We start from the raw sequence: 16,190 nt of genomic DNA on the forward strand, positions 1-16,190 counted from the left end.
TTATATTTTCCATTCCATATCTTCCATGCTGCCAGCAGATAGCGACGGATAGGGAAGAGGCGGGTCCACATTATGGAGTAGATGCGCCATTTCAGGGCGTCTGTCCTGTCGATGGATTTCCTTCCTTTCCTGTAGAAGCCGATTACGGCACCCCTCACATCCTTTCTTTGGCAGACTTCCACTCCGAAGTTGCCGTCGCCTCTCAGCGTCACCTTTTCTCCCTCAGCCTTCACGATGCGATGGAGCACGTAATGATGAGGCTTCACTTCGGCAAGTACGGCATTTCCTTCTACCACGTCTTCCAGCGTGGCTTTGCGGAGCAGCGCCTTGTCGCGGTTGTCTTCCAGAAAAGGACGCATCGAATAGCCGCGAAGCGGAAGCGTCACCGTATGACCTTCTTCCAAAAGTCGGGTGGTAGCCTCAACCAGACTTTCCTTCACGCTGATAGCCCTGTTGCAAACCAGGGCAGCCTCCTTGTCGGGCAGACAGTGGAGGGTGTAGATTCCTATGGATTCTATCACCTTGGTGATGGTGGCACAGATGCGGTCGTAAATGTCCTTGTCCCATTTCATGCTAGAGCAGGCAGGCAAGAGCGATGCGAAGGCTGCCACGGGCGAGAGCTTTTCTACCGAGTTTTCCTCAGCCCTGTCGATGCGGGTGATGGCACCCAGCGGAGCCTTTACGTTGCGATAGCAAGGTGTCTTGCCGCTCCATGGACTTCCGAAGATGTAAACCTTGCCCCCGATGATTCGCAGGATAGGGTTGTCATCGTTCATCAGGTCGCAGCCCTTCAGATGTCTCAGCCAGAGGCTCACGTGCGTGCTCTTTCCGGTTCCACTCTTGGCGATGAACGCATAGCCGTAGCCATTCTGGCGAACCAGGGAAGCATGAAGCATCAGCGTGTCGTATGGACAGGATGAAAAGGCGTAGATGAGCATCAGCGTGTTGTTTAGACCGAATCGGCGCATGTTCATGCTGCCGTTAAGCGCACAGAGGCATTCGCTGAAGTCGGCGTTGGTAATGACCAGTGCACAGTCGGCATCATAGATGTCGCGGATGATAAACTGGTATCCGCCATTGTCGAGCTTGTCAACCAAGGTATGTCCGCTGCCAGTATCAAAGTTTCTGATTCGTTCGCGTTTTTCCTTGGGATAAGGTCGGGTACTGTCATCTACGGTAAGGTGGAATAAAATCGAGCCCTTCGGAGCAGAAACTCTGAAGGGTTCGAATGATTCTATGAGTCGCTCGTCGTTGGTGGCAGATTCTGCGAACTGTATCAGCATGTCCAACTCGGCGACGCGGTAAAAATTGTCTTTCATTTTTTCGGTTTGCTATGGGGTAGCTGCTTTTTTACTTGGATTTGGCATTCTTGGCTTCCGCCTTAGCTTCCGCTTTCTGCTTTTTTGCATCCGCTTTCTGCTTTTTTGCATCTGCCTTCTGCTTCTTCACCTCTTCCTTAGCCTTCATCTTGGCTTCCTTCCGCTCCTGCTTGGTCATTGGTTCCTCCATATTGTCAGGAGTGATAGGCTTGAAGGTGAACTTGTTCTCGTCCACGCTCTTCACCTGCCATGGTGAAGGAAGTTCCTTTGGCTTTTCTCCGCTCTTCAGGCGCTTGGCCTTTGTTTTCTTGGTGTAGCGCTCGTAGAGCTTGGCCCACTTCTTCTCTGCCTTCTTGAAGTTGCGGTCGAACATCACGATGCAGGTTCTCTTAGGTTCGCCGATTGACTCCAGGTAATCGCGAAGCTGGAAAGAGTAGTTGTCTCTGCCTTCCAAAAACAGGTTCTTGTGGCTGAGATATACGGAATCTACTTTCTGAACGCTGGTGATGTACACGGTAGAGTCGTTGAACGACGATGCAAAGCCAAACATATATGCAGTCGTTGGTTCAACCTTTGCCTGTGCTGCAAGCGAAGAGATGGCTACGATGGCCAATGCTAATGCAATTCTTAATACTTTCATTCTTTTTTTCTTCTACTGATATTTTAGAAGCCGTCGTCCCACCTGTCTGCATAGATCGCCCGGTTTGTGAAAAGGGGCGTCCTATCTTCCCAAGTAGGATTTCAGCAATTGATTATTCGTGTTGTGTCTGATTCGGCGAATGGCTTTTTCCTTAATCTGGCGCACTCGCTCTCGGGTCAGATCATATTTTGTTCCAATCTCATCAAGCGTCAGCTCCGGTTCTCCGATGCCGTAAAAGGCTCTCATCACCTTCTGCTCACGTTCGCTGAGGCTCAGGATTACTCTTTCTATTTCCTTGTGCAGGGACTCTCTGTCCAGCTGGTCGTCTGTGCTTGGGGCATCCCCCGAAATATAGTAGTCCATCATGCTGCTGTCCTCGCCGTCGGCAATGGGAGCATCCATGCTTACATGGCGTGAATTTGCCTTCAGTGCATCACTGATTTTGTCTTCCGGCAGGTCAACACGCTCTGCTATCTCGTCCACGCTGGGTTTGCGCTCATGTTCCTGCTCAAACTTGTTGAGTTCCTTTGCTATCTTGTTCACGCTTCCCACCTGATTGAGCGGAAGGCGCACAATTCTACTCTGCTCGGCTATTGCCTGCAGAATGCTCTGTCGGATCCACCATACGGCGTAGGAGATGAACTTGAAGCCGCGGGTTTCATCGAATTTCTGGGCAGCCTTGATAAGACCTACGTTGCCCTCATTGATAAGGTCGGGTAAGCTGAGTCCCATATTTTGATACTGCTTAGCCACAGATACCACGAAACGCAAGTTTGCCTTGGTCAATCTTTCTAGAGCTCTCTTATCACCTTCCCTTATTTTTTGCGCGAGTTCCACCTCTTCCTCTGTGGTGAGAAGGTCCTCGTGTCCAATTTCTTGGAGATACTTTTCTAACGATGCGCTTTCACGATTCGTTATCGACTTTGAAATTTTTAGTTGTCTCATGGTAACATTTCATTTTATGTTGATGCAAAATTACACTTTTTGTTTGAAACGACAAAAAAAATAGCAGATATTTTTGAAAATACCTGCTATTTTGTTATTTTTTATCATTTCTGAGGCGATTCACTCCTCTTGCAGGAGAATTGAAAGCCTCACTTCTTCATGCTTTTTTCATCAACTCCGATGCTTTTGCATCAGCTCCTGTTAGTCCTTCTGCAGAGGAACAGCGAAGTAAGCCTTCTTGCCGGTAGGCCATACGCCCTGGATGTAGAGCACTGGATCCTTGCTGGTAGAAGCACTCTTCACTGCTTTCTGCAGGTCGTCGAGTGATGTGATATTGTTGTCGTTGATGCGCTGGATGATGAATCCGCGTGATACGCCTGCGTCCTTCAGGGCACCGCTGTTTACCTTCATCACCTCTACACCATACTTGATGCTGAGCTGATTCTTCTGACTCTCGGTGATAGGGCGGAAGGTGCCGCCGAGCACGTCGAGGTCAGCACTCTTAATCACAGAAGTGTTGCCCTGGGCATTCTTCAGGGTGATGGTCTTGGTGTTGGTCTTCTTGTTGCGCAGGTAGGTGATGCTCATCTTGTCGCCAGGGCGCTTGCCATTCAGTGACTCCTGCAACTCTGCCATCTTGGTCACCTTCTTGCCGTCTACCTTGGTGATGACGTCGCCTTCCTTCAGTCCGGCTGCTGCACCATTGCCGTCCTCATCTACCTTGGCAATATAAACACCCTCGTTGGTACCTAAGTCTACATCCTTGCCGTTCTCCTTCTGTGCATTGATGTAGTTGAGTACGTCGCTGCCTTGGATGCTCAGCATCACGCGCTGTACGCTGCCGTATTTCTTCAGGTCGTCTACCACCTTGTTCATGATAGAAGTAGGGATGGCAAAACCGTAACCTGCATAAGAACCGGTCTGGGAATAGAGCATGGCGTTGATACCTACCAGTTCGCCCTGGGTGTTGACCAGTGCACCGCCCGAGTTGCCTGCGTTGATGGCAGCATCGGTTTGGATGAAGCTCTCTACGCCGTTAGCACCCAGCGAACGTGCCTTGGCAGAGATGATACCTGCGGTAACGGTGTTGTTCAGTCCGAATGGGTTGCCCACAGCGATGACCCATTCACCCACCTTCACGTTGTCGCTGTTGGCGATAGGAAGGGTAGGAAGGTTCTTTCCGTCAATCTTGATCAGGGCAAGGTCGGTGGTCTTGTCGGTACCGATGATGCGTGCTGAATATTCGCGGTTGTCGTTCAGGGTGACGGTCAGCTCGTCTGCACCTTCCACCACGTGGTTGTTGGTTACGATGTAGCCGTCTGCGCTGATGATGACACCTGAACCTGTGGCCTCTCTCTTAGGAGTCTGCACCTGCTGCTTGCGTGTTCCGCCATTTCCCTGGCCAGGGTTTCCGAAGAATCCGAATGGGTCGAAGAAACCTCCGAACGGGTCGCTCTGCACATCCACGGTCTTCATCTTTGAATTCTGAACGTATTTGATATGTACCACGGCTGGCAGAGCCTTCTCTGCTGCGTAAGTCAAATCTACCGGTTGACCTGGTGCCTCAGCTGTTACGGCTGGTGAAGCGTTTACCTTCATAAATGCACCTGTTGAGAATGCCAGCGATCCTACGCATAGCACTGCCATTACATAATTAGTTACCTTTTTCATGTTTCAATATCTTTTTTATTATTACTTTCGTTTTATTGTTACTTTCATTTTTATGTTATAGCTTTCAGCCTAGCCAATAGTGTGCCAAACTTCCTGAGTCTGTCACTTCTGTCAGCCCTAGCCTCAGCTTTTCGGATGCAAATATAGAATCATTTTTTGATATACGGATAACTTTGTGCTAATTTTTATCCCGTTTTAACATTTGAAATTAACACTTTAACGGCTCTTAAACAAGAATAGTCCCATTTTTACAATTGTTTGCTACTTTTCTGAAGTTTTCTACTTCTGTATATGGAATTAAAATAGCACTAATTGTAAACGAATATAAAGAAGATTAGTAGAAAAGTAGTCAGAAATCCTTCTCAAATATCCTAATAACGGCAGTGAGAAGGCAAAGAAAAGCGAAAAGAGTTTAAAAACTTGGCAAAATTAGCGGTTAAGTCGAACTTTTTTGTTACCTTTGCAGTTCGAAAGCAGTGCTCCGGCTTGTCGCTGGCATTCCCTGATGGGGATGAAAGAGGAAAGTCCGGGCAGCAAAGGGCATCCCACTTCCGAAAATAGAAGCTATTGGTGACAGTAGGTGTCGGTAGAAGAAAACAACCGCCCGAAACTTATTCCGTAGCGATGGAGCTTTCAGCATACGTCGTGGTTTAGTGTCGGGTAAGGGTGAGAAGGTGGTGTAAGAGACCACCAGCTGGCGGGTGATCGCCAGGCTGTGCCATCTGGGAGCTGTAAGCTCATGTAAACCGCAGATTGAGGGCGGCTCGTCCGATTGCCTTTGGGCTACTGTGGAGGGTAGAGTGCTTGAGCCCAGGGGTGACTCTGGGACTAGATAAATGACAGGCACCTGTTTCCTTTCTTGGGGCAGGTACAGAACTCGGCTTATAGGAGCACTGCTTTCTTTCTTTTTAGTTCTTTCCGCATCGCCTATATATATAATAATGTAGGATGCGATATTTCAAACGTTTTTAATATAACTAACAGGATTATGAATCTCAGAGAACCGGAAAAGCAGATATTGGATGATTTTGAGCACAAGGTGACCAGCAAGATAGAGAAGTATGGTGCAAATGCCGACTTCCCTAAGTTCGAGAACTATGGCATTACCCGCATGGATTTGGACGACTATCTCTTCGATAAGCAGGCCATCCTCGATATGGGTGGCTCCAAGCGCACCCAGCTCACGGTGGGCGGTTTCATCACCGTTATCCCAGTTTTAATTTTGTCTTGTTTCCCCGACAAGTCGCCTATCTATGAGAACGGCAAGGCCCTTACCACCGTCATTGCCCTCATCATCGGTCTGCTGCTTGCCTGCTTCTTCAAGGCTTTGCTTCAGATGATCATCGCCTACCGTGTGAACAAGCACAAGGAAACCCAGATGGAGACCTTCATCAAGGCTGTGCTCTTCTATGAGCCGAAGGCATAGCCCATAGGAAGTCTTTCGGAAGCCTTCCCGAAACTATAAACTATAAATTATTAATTATTAATTATTAATTATAAATTAACATGACTTTACCAGACTTTATGGCTTATAAGGACAAGTTCACTCAGAGTGCATTTGTCGAGAAGATTTCGCACGTGGCTAAGCGTGCAGGTGCCAAGATGGTTTATGCAGCCCTCATTCTCTATTATACATTAGAGAGCGACAAGGTGGCGCTGAGAGACAAGGCGATGATTATAGGAGCCCTGGGCTACCTCATCAGTCCGCTGGATGTCATCCCCGATGCCATTCCTATCGCCGGCTTGGGCGACGACCTTGCTGTGCTGCTTTTCGTGCTCAAGAAGGTTTGGGGCGATGTTTCAGAAGATGCCAAGCAGAAAGCCTACAGCAAGCTTTCGCAATGGTTTGATGAGGATGAGCTGCCTAAGGAGGCAGATGACCTCTTCAAGGAGAAACCTGAAGATACACCGGTATAAATAATCGATGTTTATCATAGCAAAAGAGGGCAATCCGGAAATTCGGATTGCCCTCTTTCTATATCATAACCAAGTTGGTAGTCTTCTTGAATTAAACGATGCCCTGAGCCATCATAGCCTTAGCTACCTTCAGGAAACCAGCTACGTTAGCACCCTTTACGTAGTTAACGTAACCATCATTCTCTGTACCATACTTCACACAGTTAGCGTGAATATTGTTCATGATGTCGTGAAGCTTGGCATCAACCTCCTCACGAGACCACTTCAGGCGCTCTGAGTTCTGGCTCATCTCAAGACCAGAAACAGCCACACCACCAGCGTTGGCAGCCTTACCTGGAGCGTAGAGAATCTTAGCATCCTGGAATACCTTGATAGCCTCTGGAGTAGTAGGCATGTTAGCACCCTCGCTTACAGCGAATACACCGTTGGCGATGAGAGCCTTGGCAGCCTCCTCGTTAATCTCGTTCTGAGTTGCAGATGGAAGAGCGATATCAGCCTTTTCGAACCAAGGCTTAGCACCCTCTACATACTTCACGCCATATTTCTCAGCATACTCCTTGATACGGCCACGCTCTACGTTCTTCAACTCCATGATGTAGTCGAGCTTCTCGCGGTCGATACCATCTGGGTCGTAGATGTAACCATCAGAGTCTGAACATGTAACAGGCTTAGCACCCAACTGGAGCAACTTCTCCATAGTGTACTGAGCAACGTTACCAGAACCAGAAACCAATACAGTCTTGCCCTTGATGTCGATGCCCTTGGTAGCGAGCATGTTGCAGAGGAAGTAAACGTTACCGTAACCAGTAGCCTCAGGACGGATCAAAGAACCACCGAACTCCTGACCCTTACCGGTCAATACACCCTGGAACTGGTGAGTCAACTTCTTGTACATACCGAAGAGGTAACCTACCTCGCGGCCGCCTACACCGATGTCACCAGCTGGAACATCCTCGTCTGGACCCATGTGACGATAGAGCTCAGTCATGAAAGCCTGGCAGAAACGCATTACCTCGTTGTTGCTCTTGCCACGTGGAGAGAAGTCAGAACCACCCTTGGCACCACCCATAGGCAGAGTTGTTAGAGAGTTCTTGAATGTCTGCTCGAAAGCTAAGAACTTCAGGATACCCAAGTTCACAGACTTGTGGTAGCGAAGACCTCCCTTGTAAGGGCCGATCACGTTGTTGTGCTGAACGCGGTAACCCATGTTAGTCTGTACGTTACCCTTATCATCAACCCAAGATACACGGAACTGAATGATGCGGTCTGGGATGCAGAGACGCTCGATGAGGTTTGCCTTCTCAAACTCAGGGTGCTTGTTGTACTCTTCCTCGATAGTACCGAGAACCTGACTAACTGCCTGGATGTACTCAGGCTCGTTTGGGAATCTTCTTTGGAGATTCGCGATTACTTCAGATGCTTTCATAATCTTTAATCTTTTATTGTGTTTAAATTCTTGTTTTCTATTTTCTGTTTGCAAAGGTATAGATTTTTATTGAAATAACCAACAAAAAGAAAGAAAAAATGAAGAAAATGTAGAAAAAAGATATTCTTTTAACTTTTTCTAATAGTTAATGTAGTATAATTGTATGCGTACACATTATTATATATAAGATAAAACGGGTAGAAAACTGTCTGCAAAGCAATGGTTGGAAAAATAAATGGTAAGTAAAAAGCGTTTTTCTCTATCTTTTTGTTGGCGTTCTTATATTTTTTTCGTATCTTTGCAGGGTGTAAGGAACTCCACGAAGGAGATTTCTTCATGCTACATTCTAATATTATAAAGATTATGCCAAGAGCAACTGGACCGATAGGTTACATAGAGCACCGATCTCCGAAGAAAGACGAGACTGGCAAGTATTTGATTCATCCTGTTGCTGGTGCCGGTAAACGAAGCCGAGCGGGGCAGCCGGTTGAAGTTCTCCTTGTCCAGCTCGTCGTCATTGATGATGGCAAATTCTACTATCTTTCTCTGAGCATTTCCCTTTTGGTTGAGCGAGAAATCATCTGTGTAGTAATCTCTTAGCTCGTTGGATAATAAACTTCTGAGAAAAGTACTCTTATGCAGTCCCTGTGTCGTTGAAACCAGGGTGAGCATTACGCTGTTGGCATGTTTCTCGTCGTATCCTGCCATCTGCGCCACCATGGCACGTAGCCAGATTCTTCCCATTTTCTGGCAATAGTCCGACGGGTTGATGCGGCGAAGGAAGTCACCGATTCTGTCCTTTCCGTCCCAGGTTCCTCTCACTTTGTCGATATAGCTGCGGATAGGATGATAGGGGTGGGCGTACTTCGACTTGATGAGTCGCTCTACGAAGTGGTCACGCACGAAGATGCCTGCCTCCTGCACCTCGATGGCAATGGTGTTGATGGCATACTTGTCGATGATTTCGAAGTCATGCTTGATTTTGCCTTCTGAATCATATTCTTCTGTCTTCACCATTCCTTTTTCTTCATCATTCTTCTTTCGATATTCGAAAACATCGGTGATGACATTATATCGGAACTCATAGTTCTCCAGCAACCATTTCTGCATATCCGTGATGGGGCGCAGGTAGTTGCGGCTGCGTTTCTTGTACTGAGCCTCTTCGTCGGCCTCTTCCTGTTCCTTCTCCTTTTTGAAGACGTCCTTCTGTTTCTGAAGGTTGTCTTTTTCCTGCTGGAGTTTTTCTTTCAGCAGATCATTCTGCTTTTCGAGCGCTGCGACATACTGGGTATCGTCAATCAGTCTCTTCAGTGTTTTTCTAATGTTCATGTGTTATTACCATTAGTTTATACTTAAAGTTTTATATCGTTGCAAAGATACAACAATAATTCATCGTTTGCAACACTTTCATCGATAAATGTTGCAATAAACCCAAGGGGAACAAAGAGGGTTTCCTTGAGGGAGTAATAGCCTACATCTGAAGGCATTACCCCTCCTTTTTTTCCTATCTCTTTCTCCCTCAGGTAAGGGTTTCTTCTCCCTGTAGTATATGTTCCTTCGTTTACTCTTATTGAAAGCGGCGAGAAATGTCATTGATGAAAAATGCCTTCACACTTAAGCGGATGAATATCAGAAGATTGCTGGTGATGTGAAAGGAAAATGAAAAATAAATAAAATAAGGGTGTATCAGAAACCATGAAGCTTTCTGATACACCCTTGTTTTATTCTCTTCTATTTATATTTCTTTAATTGATTTTGCTGATTTGCTCAGGTGAAAGACCAGTATATTTCATAACAAGTTCTTTCGACATACCATCAGCAAGCATACGCTGTGCAGCATTTATATTTGCCTCATTAGAGCCTTCAGCTCTTCCTTCAGCTCTTCCTTTTGCCATACCTTCGGCTCTGGCTTCTGATTCTGCGGCAGCCATGCATGCCAAATTATCGCGAGCAATCCAAAGACTGTTCTCGTAGGCTTCCCATTCTTTCTTCGAGAGTCTGTGACTGTCGGCATATTCCTCAAGTTTCTCGAAAATCTTCTTTTGTGCCGTCCAAGGCATTCTTGTTAATGCTTCCATATGAGTCAATACATAAATCCATTTATCAAAATCACTCTCACATTCCTCTGGCTCTTTTTTGAAAAGAGGCAGGGCCAAGTAGATGAAGCGAAGCTTGTTGGAAGCTTGCTCTTTGCTCTCCTTATCTGCCAATATGATGTCTGTTCTGAACTTGTTTACTTCGCCTGCCTTTGGCATATAGTTCATGAAGCAAACTGTGTATATCGGCAGAAACTTATAGGCATCCTGATTCTCTGTCTTGCCCTTATCTACCTGTTCCAGAATACTTCTGCAGGCATAGCAGATGGAGCGGTCCAGAAAATTGGGTTGCCACTTGTTCTGCATTTCCAGGATGAATCGCTCGCCAGTGTCGGTTTCGCAGAAAACATCGTAGATAATGCCTCGCTGATCTTTGGTCTGGGGCAATTGCTCCTTGTCTTTGAATACTACGTCCTTGACGTGGAGCTATCCCTCCAGCAGATCGTTGAGAAAGCTAATCAGCAAATCCTTGCTGAATTCTTGACCGAAGAGGCGCTTGAAGCCCCAATCGGTGAAGGGGTTGATGTACTTTGCCATCTTGTTAGATTTTAATTGTTCTTAAATCTGATGACAAAGATACGTTGTTTTTTTGTAAACTCCAAATATTTAATCGATTTTTGCATAAATAATCGAAAAATTATAAATACGCTGTTGTTCTCCTTATTCCAATCCCCACATATCATTCAGCATACTAATAGCTGACTCCGAACGGAATACATGATTGCGGAAGGTGATGATGCCTTTGGGGGCAAGGTGGTCATCGAAGGAATTGACCAGGAAATCTGCTTCGAGCAGAATGCGATAATCGAGGCTGGTTACATCCTTATAAGTATGATGATGAGCAATGAGCCAGCAGATTCTTTCTGTCTGCGTGGCGCATCGCCACCATCACAGGTACAGTTTTTTATAAGACGACATCCGAACCTCTTGACTTCGCTACAGTCGTTCTTGTGAACCCGGAAACGGGTGCACCGCTGCCTATTGGCATCACAACCGATGAGAACGGAGTGTTTATCATCCTCAATGCACCTTCGGGAAAATATATTGTCCGTGTCAGCATGATTGGTAATGTCACACAGGAACGTGAAATCGCAATAGGGGATTCGGAGATAAATCTTGGAAAAATAGAACTTGCAGAGGACACCAAGTCGCTTCAGGAAGTGGTCGTCACCGGGCAGAAAAGCCAGTTGTCGGTCAATGCGGAGCGCAGAATTTTCAATGTAAGCTCAAACATAGCCGCCACCGGTGCTTCTGCCGATGAACTTCTTGCCGCTGTCCCGTCGGTTGATGTAAACAGCGAGGGAGAAATATCATTGCGTGGCAATGCCGATGTCCTTGTGTGGATAAATGGCAAAAAGATGGGGATGGACGATGACAACCGCGCCCAGATACTTCGTGTTCCTTCGTCTGGGTACGAATTTCAGACCTGATGACAGGAATGATGTTTACCTGAGTGCAATCGGAACGCTCGGACACAAATGGGGACGTACGACAACCACTCACCTTAGCAATGTGCCGGGGCAATGGGTCGGCAATGTCAATAATATGCGTGAAAGTGGCGATACCCGTGGCGCAAACGTCATGCTTGGTTACAAGCACACGTTCAATTCCGACCATTTTATCGACATGAACGTGAGTTATAATATATGGAGGGGTCCCAACGACAACCAGTTTCATGAAAATGAGACTTGGGCCGACGGCACGGAGGAATCCATCTGGCAAAGCCAGCATCAGGATGTAAAAATCAGAAACTGGGAAGCAGCGCTTGATTATTCATTACAGGCATTGCCGTGGGACATGACTTTCCAAGCCACAGACCGGTATAACTCGCGCCGTATCACCGCGCAGGGCACGCTGGAACCCGATTGGGATGTCGAAGCCGGGGTACGCAAAAATATCGGTTCTTGGGGCATATCGTTTCTCTGCAAGGATATTTTCAACTCAAAAGAGACGAACAATGTCCTTTATGGGAACGGCTACTCGCAGTCAATCCGCAAATGGTCGGGAGGTCGCACATTACGTCTGGCAGCCACCTATACCTTCGGCAAATCCGACAGTCGTGAGCATAATCGCCACAACCACATCGACACCGGTGGCTACGGAGAAGAGCATCATTAGGAAAGACAAAAAAGAGGGAGGTTCTTTGTATGAGAATTGCTGTCACAGATTGATGCATCGTGCAAGACCTGTAGGTGGCAAACATGTTTATCAGTTCCTACATCATTTTCCTTATCATTATCTTGTCCATTCCCCAACTTTTTGAGGAATAGTTCCACACTATTTCCCCAATTTTCACAACCCTAATTTATGGCACAAAGTTGATAAATATCTGTAAATCAACGGTATCACGGTTTTATCTATTTTTTGGCACATTGGTTGCAACTATGAATAGCGGGTTCGATAATGAATCCACAAAACAGAGTAAATAACAATAAATTAGTAACAATTTAAAATAGATAAGATTATGAAGAAGTTCGTTTTTGCAGCTATCGCAGCTATGGTAATGGTTTCAGTAAGCAACGTATTTGCATCAGGCAAAATGATGATAGATAATTCTGAAGTAGTTCCAGTTGATACAGTAGCACCTGAAACTCCTAAGGATTCAGCAGAGGTCAGCACTCCTGTTTTGCCACAGGCTGGTGCAGAGGATTCTACAGATCAGGCTACTCCTGCAGAGACAACATCTGAAGCAACAGAGGCTACTTCTGAAGCAACAGAGGCTACATCTGAGACTCCAGCAGAGTCTGTAGATACTGCTCAGGCAGAGCAGCCTGCAGCACAGGCAACTGTTTCTGAGTAAGCAGTTCTCAGATATAACTCAATTCTAGGCATACACAAATGCAACACATTTTGCAGTACATATATATAGATAGATAAAGAAGTAGAAAGAGTTTTCATCAAGGTAAAAGTTTATATTTAGGTTTAAATTGCAGTTTTATTATCTCAAAAGATAAATAGGATTTTAGGTTCGGTTTATGAAAAGTGAAGCCTGTCGGCAGTGATGCCGGCAGGCTTCTGCGTTTACTGCTTCCTCAAACTATACTTGCCGTGCTTGTCGAACACGAGCCAATAGAGCACAGGTAAGATGGTGGCGATGAGTACCATCGAGATAAGCGTACCGAAGAAGATAACGGCTCCCATTGGCGACCACAGCGTATTGTTCTCTACCATCATAGGCAGTACGCCTACCGAGGCGGCTGCCGATGTAAGGAAGATAGGGCGCATGCGGCGCTCGCCAGCCTGGAAGGCGGCTTCCTTTACCGATAACCCCTTGTCGCGGCGCAGTTCCTCGGCATAGTCGAGCATGATGATGCCGTTTCTTACCAGGATACCCATCAGGCTCACAATGCCCAATATGCAGGTAAGACTCACGTCGAAACCCGTAACCAGAAGGCCTATCGCTGCACCGAAGATGCAGAGCGACATGGACGAGAGATTCACCAGTGCCAGACTGATGCGCTTGAAATGGAAGAGCAGGATGAAGAAGATGATCAAGGCTGCTATCATCACGCCCGATGTAACCTGAGGAAGGGTTTCGGCATCCTTTTCTGCCATACCGCCAATCTCCCAATCAAGACTGGAATCTAGCGGGAGTTTGGATACTTCCTGCTTCAGTTCGTTGGCCAATTGGTTGGCATTGAATCCCCTTAAAGGTTCACCTATGATAGAGATGGTACGCACGCCGTTTCTGCGTATGATGCTGCCGTCGTGCCAGTCGGGCGAAATCTTAGCCAGCTGGCGGAGTGGAACGCTCGATGTTCCTCCCATCACGGGGATGTATTCATTGGCAAGGTCGCTGTCGTTTTCCGATTTCAGAACCATCTTCACCGGATAGTCGCCTTCCCAAAGGGTGGCCATCGGGATGCCATCGCCAAAATGAATGGCAAGGTCGGCAGAGAGTATGGTCTTGTTCACACCCAGCCGGTTGGCCTCGGTAGCATCTGGAGTTACCCTGATGCCAGGCAGGGGCTCTTCGTAGTTGGTACGAATCAGGTTGATGCCTTCTATCTTGTGCATGCAGGCTTCTATCTTCCTGGCGGCAGCCTTCAGGTCGCCCATGCTGTCGCCGCTCACTCTTACTTCGATAGGGTAGGTGGCGTTGTTGTAATCCATCTGCTTGAAGCGGATGTAGCAGTCGGGAAAATAGTTGGAGTATCGGTCGGCATATCGGTCGAGTACCTCTTCTGTGGCATCGTTATCTACCGTATTCACGATAAACTGTGCAAAGTTCTCACCGCCAATCTGTGGCGCATAGGTGGTGTGGAAACGGGGTGAACCCTGGCCAACAAACGTGGTTACGGCTGTTACCTGCGGGTCGCGCTGCAGAATGTGGGCCATAGAATCTGCCACCCGTGCGGTTCTTGCAGCGGTGGTTCCGCTAGGCAGATAGAACTCTACGGCAAACTGGTTTCTCTCGGCGATAGGCATCATTCTCTGCGGAAGATGTACGAAGATGATGGCTCCGGTGCTCACCAGCATGATGCCCACAGCGAGGGTGGTGCGTGGAAAGGCGAAACAGCGTTTCAGCAACCAGGTGTACCCCATCTGCAGATAGTCAAGCGGCTTTTTGCGGGCGTTGGGCTTGTGCAGGCTGCTGATGCCCTGGTGAATCACCATATACTGTAAATAAGGTGTGAGCAGCAGCGAAACCATGAGCGAGATGCTCAGGATGATGAACATGGCCCAGGGGAATGATTTTACGAAATCGCCCATGTCGCCATGCATGGTAAAGAGGAATGGGAAGAAGGTGAGCGAGATGCTGAGCGTGGCAGAAAGCACCGACATGAAGAACTCTCTAGGAGCGGCGATGGCTGCATGCCAGCGCGACATGCCATGGCCCAGCTTCTCCATGTAGTTGTCGATGATAACCACGGAATCATCCACCACCATACCCAGTGTTACGATGAGGGCAGCCAGTGTAACGGTGTTCAGCTCCATGCCGAAAAGATAGAATATGCCCACCGACGAGAAGATGGTGATAGGGATACTGAGGGCTGATACCTCTGCCACGCGGCGCGGCATGAGCAGGATAACCACGATGATGACGGAGATGACCGATATGAGCAGCTCGCGCAGGAAGGTTAGCACCGATTCGCTTACCACCTTGCTCTGGTCGGTAATGGTATTGATGTGTACATCGCCGGGCAGGGACTGTTCAAAATCATCCATCATCTTGTGTACGTCTCTTCCCATCTTCACGATGTCGTTTCCCGGTCGCATTTCAATGGATAGGAGCACGCATTTGTTGCCGTTGCTCTTGATGTATTTATTCAGTTTTGGATATTCTCTTTTAATCTGTGCGATGTCCTTCAAGCGCACGATGTTACCCTTGGGGTCGGAATATACGGTTTGTTCCGCCACATCCCGCTCGTTGTTGTAGGAGTCGGTGATGTGGATGGGCAGGTTGAGGTTGCCCATCTCCAGGTTTCCGCTCACGGTGGTGAAGCCCTGCAGGGCAAGGTCGTTCAGAATCTTATAGGGACCGATGCCGTATTTGGCCAGTTTGTTCTGGTCCAGGCAGATGCTTATCTGTTCGTTTTCCAGTCCGTAGGTTCGCAGGTTCGAGATGGCATCAATGCGGCGCAGTCTGTCCTTCAGCTGGTCTATGTATGTATTCAGTTCCCTATAGGTTTTCTGCTTGCTTTCCATCGTGATGAGCAGGGCAGAGGTGTCGGCGATGTCATCCACAGCCTGCAGGGCAAGGACACCAGTAGGAAGGGAGCTCTTGAAGGCCTGCAGGCCATGCTTGAACTTGCTCCAGAAGGCATCCCGGTCCTCCACGTCGTCGTTGAGTTCCAGGAACACGATCAGCATGCCGTCCTTACTCTGGGTATAGGTCTTTTTCTTGTTCACCTCCTTGTATCCGAAGATGAAGTTCTCCAGCGGTTTAGCCACCCGTTCTTCCACCTCTCCGGATGTAGCGCCCGGATATACGGCTACGCAGGCACCCTGCCTGATGGTGAATTGCGGCATCTCCTGCTTGGGCATGATGCAGATGCCGAGTATGCCTAGAAATACGAGCATGCCCATCAGAAGCATCACGATGTTGTGGTTGCACATCGCCGACTCGATGAACGAGCGCTTGATGATGCGGTTGGGCTTCCTGGTGATGCGTGCCTTGATGTGGTCGCGAAGGGCGGTGTCTCTCTCCGGTTTGTTTGTCTCTTGATTCATAT

Annotated in this window: 12 protein-coding genes, 1 other RNA gene and 2 pseudogenes; 7 read left to right on the plus strand and 8 right to left on the minus strand. The window is 47.7% G+C overall.

From position 1 onward, the window contains the following. Positions 1 to 440: 440 nt before the first annotated feature. The 4 genes and pseudogenes from KUA49_RS07335 to KUA49_RS07350 all read right to left on the minus strand — a co-directional run. Positions 441 to 1,319: pseudogene (locus KUA49_RS07335) on the minus strand (hypothetical protein); the annotation flags it as partial. 31 nt (positions 1,320 to 1,350) lie between these two features. Continuing rightward, positions 1,351 to 1,959 (minus strand): hypothetical protein, encoded by a 609-nt coding sequence (locus tag KUA49_RS07340; RefSeq protein WP_218412213.1) that lies wholly within the window; start codon positions 1,957 to 1,959, stop codon positions 1,351 to 1,353. Between the two features lie 81 nt (positions 1,960 to 2,040). Further along, a complete protein-coding gene (locus KUA49_RS07345) occupies positions 2,041 to 2,904 on the minus strand; it encodes an RNA polymerase sigma factor RpoD/SigA (RefSeq protein ID WP_218412214.1) in 864 nt (287 codons plus the stop codon). Between the two features lie 201 nt (positions 2,905 to 3,105). Continuing rightward, entirely contained in the window at positions 3,106 to 4,575 is a 1,470-nt protein-coding gene (locus tag KUA49_RS07350) for a Do family serine endopeptidase (protein WP_218412215.1), read from the minus strand. Between the two features lie 473 nt (positions 4,576 to 5,048). Between KUA49_RS07350 and rnpB the strand changes: the two genes are divergently transcribed. The 3 genes from rnpB to KUA49_RS07365 all read left to right on the plus strand — a co-directional run bounded on the left by rnpB (position 5,049) and on the right by KUA49_RS07365 (position 6,492). Then, positions 5,049 to 5,476: RNase P RNA component class A (rnpB, locus tag KUA49_RS07355), an RNA gene on the plus strand. Positions 5,477 to 5,563: 87 nt separating this feature from the next. Then, on the plus strand, positions 5,564 to 6,001 hold the full coding sequence (locus tag KUA49_RS07360) for a hypothetical protein (RefSeq protein WP_203049604.1): 438 nt from the start codon (positions 5,564 to 5,566) through the stop codon (positions 5,999 to 6,001). A gap of 80 nt (positions 6,002 to 6,081) precedes the next feature. Continuing rightward, positions 6,082 to 6,492, plus strand: coding sequence for a YkvA family protein (locus KUA49_RS07365; protein WP_203041009.1), 411 nt, complete (start codon positions 6,082 to 6,084; stop codon positions 6,490 to 6,492). 91 nt (positions 6,493 to 6,583) lie between these two features. Here the strand turns inward: KUA49_RS07365 and KUA49_RS07370 are convergent, their stop codons facing one another. From KUA49_RS07370 to KUA49_RS07380, 3 genes and pseudogenes are all read right to left on the minus strand, one after another. Continuing rightward, positions 6,584 to 7,918 carry an NADP-specific glutamate dehydrogenase gene (locus KUA49_RS07370; RefSeq protein ID WP_117663441.1) on the minus strand — a complete coding sequence of 445 codons (1,335 nt, stop codon included), beginning with the start codon at positions 7,916 to 7,918 and terminating at the stop codon, positions 6,584 to 6,586. A 339-nt stretch (positions 7,919 to 8,257) separates the two neighbouring features. Then, positions 8,258 to 9,247 carry a virulence-associated E family protein gene (locus KUA49_RS07375; protein WP_218412216.1) on the minus strand — a complete coding sequence of 330 codons (990 nt, stop codon included), beginning with the start codon at positions 9,245 to 9,247 and terminating at the stop codon, positions 8,258 to 8,260. 416 nt (positions 9,248 to 9,663) lie between these two features. Continuing rightward, positions 9,664 to 10,551, minus strand: a pseudogene (locus KUA49_RS07380) (Rpn family recombination-promoting nuclease/putative transposase). A 180-nt stretch (positions 10,552 to 10,731) separates the two neighbouring features. Here KUA49_RS07380 and KUA49_RS07385 point away from each other — a divergent pair. From KUA49_RS07385 to KUA49_RS07405, 4 genes are all read left to right on the plus strand, one after another. Beyond that, positions 10,732 to 10,968, plus strand: a complete 237-nt coding sequence (locus KUA49_RS07385; protein WP_218412217.1) for a hypothetical protein — start codon at positions 10,732 to 10,734, stop codon at positions 10,966 to 10,968. Continuing rightward, positions 10,902 to 11,444, plus strand: a complete 543-nt coding sequence (locus KUA49_RS07390) for a carboxypeptidase-like regulatory domain-containing protein (RefSeq protein ID WP_318331691.1) — start codon at positions 10,902 to 10,904, stop codon at positions 11,442 to 11,444. The genes KUA49_RS07385 and KUA49_RS07390 overlap by 67 nt, the downstream gene beginning before the upstream one ends. Further along, on the plus strand, positions 11,362 to 12,132 hold the full coding sequence (locus KUA49_RS17635) for an outer membrane beta-barrel protein (protein ID WP_218412218.1): 771 nt from the start codon (positions 11,362 to 11,364) through the stop codon (positions 12,130 to 12,132). The genes KUA49_RS07390 and KUA49_RS17635 overlap by 83 nt, the downstream gene beginning before the upstream one ends. A 346-nt stretch (positions 12,133 to 12,478) precedes the next feature. Then, positions 12,479 to 12,814, plus strand: a complete 336-nt coding sequence (locus tag KUA49_RS07405) for a hypothetical protein (protein WP_218412219.1) — start codon at positions 12,479 to 12,481, stop codon at positions 12,812 to 12,814. A gap of 221 nt (positions 12,815 to 13,035) precedes the next feature. Here the strand turns inward: KUA49_RS07405 and KUA49_RS07410 are convergent, their stop codons facing one another. Continuing rightward, positions 13,036 to 16,188, minus strand: coding sequence for an efflux RND transporter permease subunit (locus KUA49_RS07410; protein ID WP_218412220.1), 3,153 nt, complete (start codon positions 16,186 to 16,188; stop codon positions 13,036 to 13,038). Positions 16,189 to 16,190 lie beyond the last annotated feature (2 nt).

The sequence above is a fragment of the Segatella copri genome, assembly GCF_019249655.2.
Lineage (GTDB): Bacteria > Bacteroidota > Bacteroidia > Bacteroidales > Bacteroidaceae > Prevotella.

What these genes read in the sequence shown, in the direction of transcription:
- KUA49_RS07375 (WP_218412216.1), bottom strand. Translation starts at nt 9,247, where the DNA reads ATGAACATTAGAAAAACACTGAAGAGACTGATTGACGATACCCAGTAT.
- KUA49_RS07360 (WP_203049604.1), top strand. Translation starts at nt 5,564, where the DNA reads ATGAATCTCAGAGAACCGGAAAAGCAGATATTGGATGATTTTGAGCAC.
- KUA49_RS07370 (WP_117663441.1), bottom strand. Translation starts at nt 7,918, where the DNA reads ATGAAAGCATCTGAAGTAATCGCGAATCTCCAAAGAAGATTCCCAAAC.
- KUA49_RS07350 (WP_218412215.1), bottom strand. Translation starts at nt 4,575, where the DNA reads ATGAAAAAGGTAACTAATTATGTAATGGCAGTGCTATGCGTAGGATCG.
- KUA49_RS07340 (WP_218412213.1), bottom strand. Translation starts at nt 1,959, where the DNA reads ATGAAAGTATTAAGAATTGCATTAGCATTGGCCATCGTAGCCATCTCT.
- KUA49_RS07410 (WP_218412220.1), bottom strand. Translation starts at nt 16,188, where the DNA reads ATGAATCAAGAGACAAACAAACCGGAGAGAGACACCGCCCTTCGCGAC.
- KUA49_RS07405 (WP_218412219.1), top strand. Translation starts at nt 12,479, where the DNA reads ATGAAGAAGTTCGTTTTTGCAGCTATCGCAGCTATGGTAATGGTTTCA.
- KUA49_RS07345 (WP_218412214.1), bottom strand. Translation starts at nt 2,904, where the DNA reads ATGAGACAACTAAAAATTTCAAAGTCGATAACGAATCGTGAAAGCGCA.
- KUA49_RS17635 (WP_218412218.1), top strand. Translation starts at nt 11,362, where the DNA reads ATGGCAAAAAGATGGGGATGGACGATGACAACCGCGCCCAGATACTTC.
- KUA49_RS07385 (WP_218412217.1), top strand. Translation starts at nt 10,732, where the DNA reads ATGATTGCGGAAGGTGATGATGCCTTTGGGGGCAAGGTGGTCATCGAA.
- KUA49_RS07365 (WP_203041009.1), top strand. Translation starts at nt 6,082, where the DNA reads ATGACTTTACCAGACTTTATGGCTTATAAGGACAAGTTCACTCAGAGT.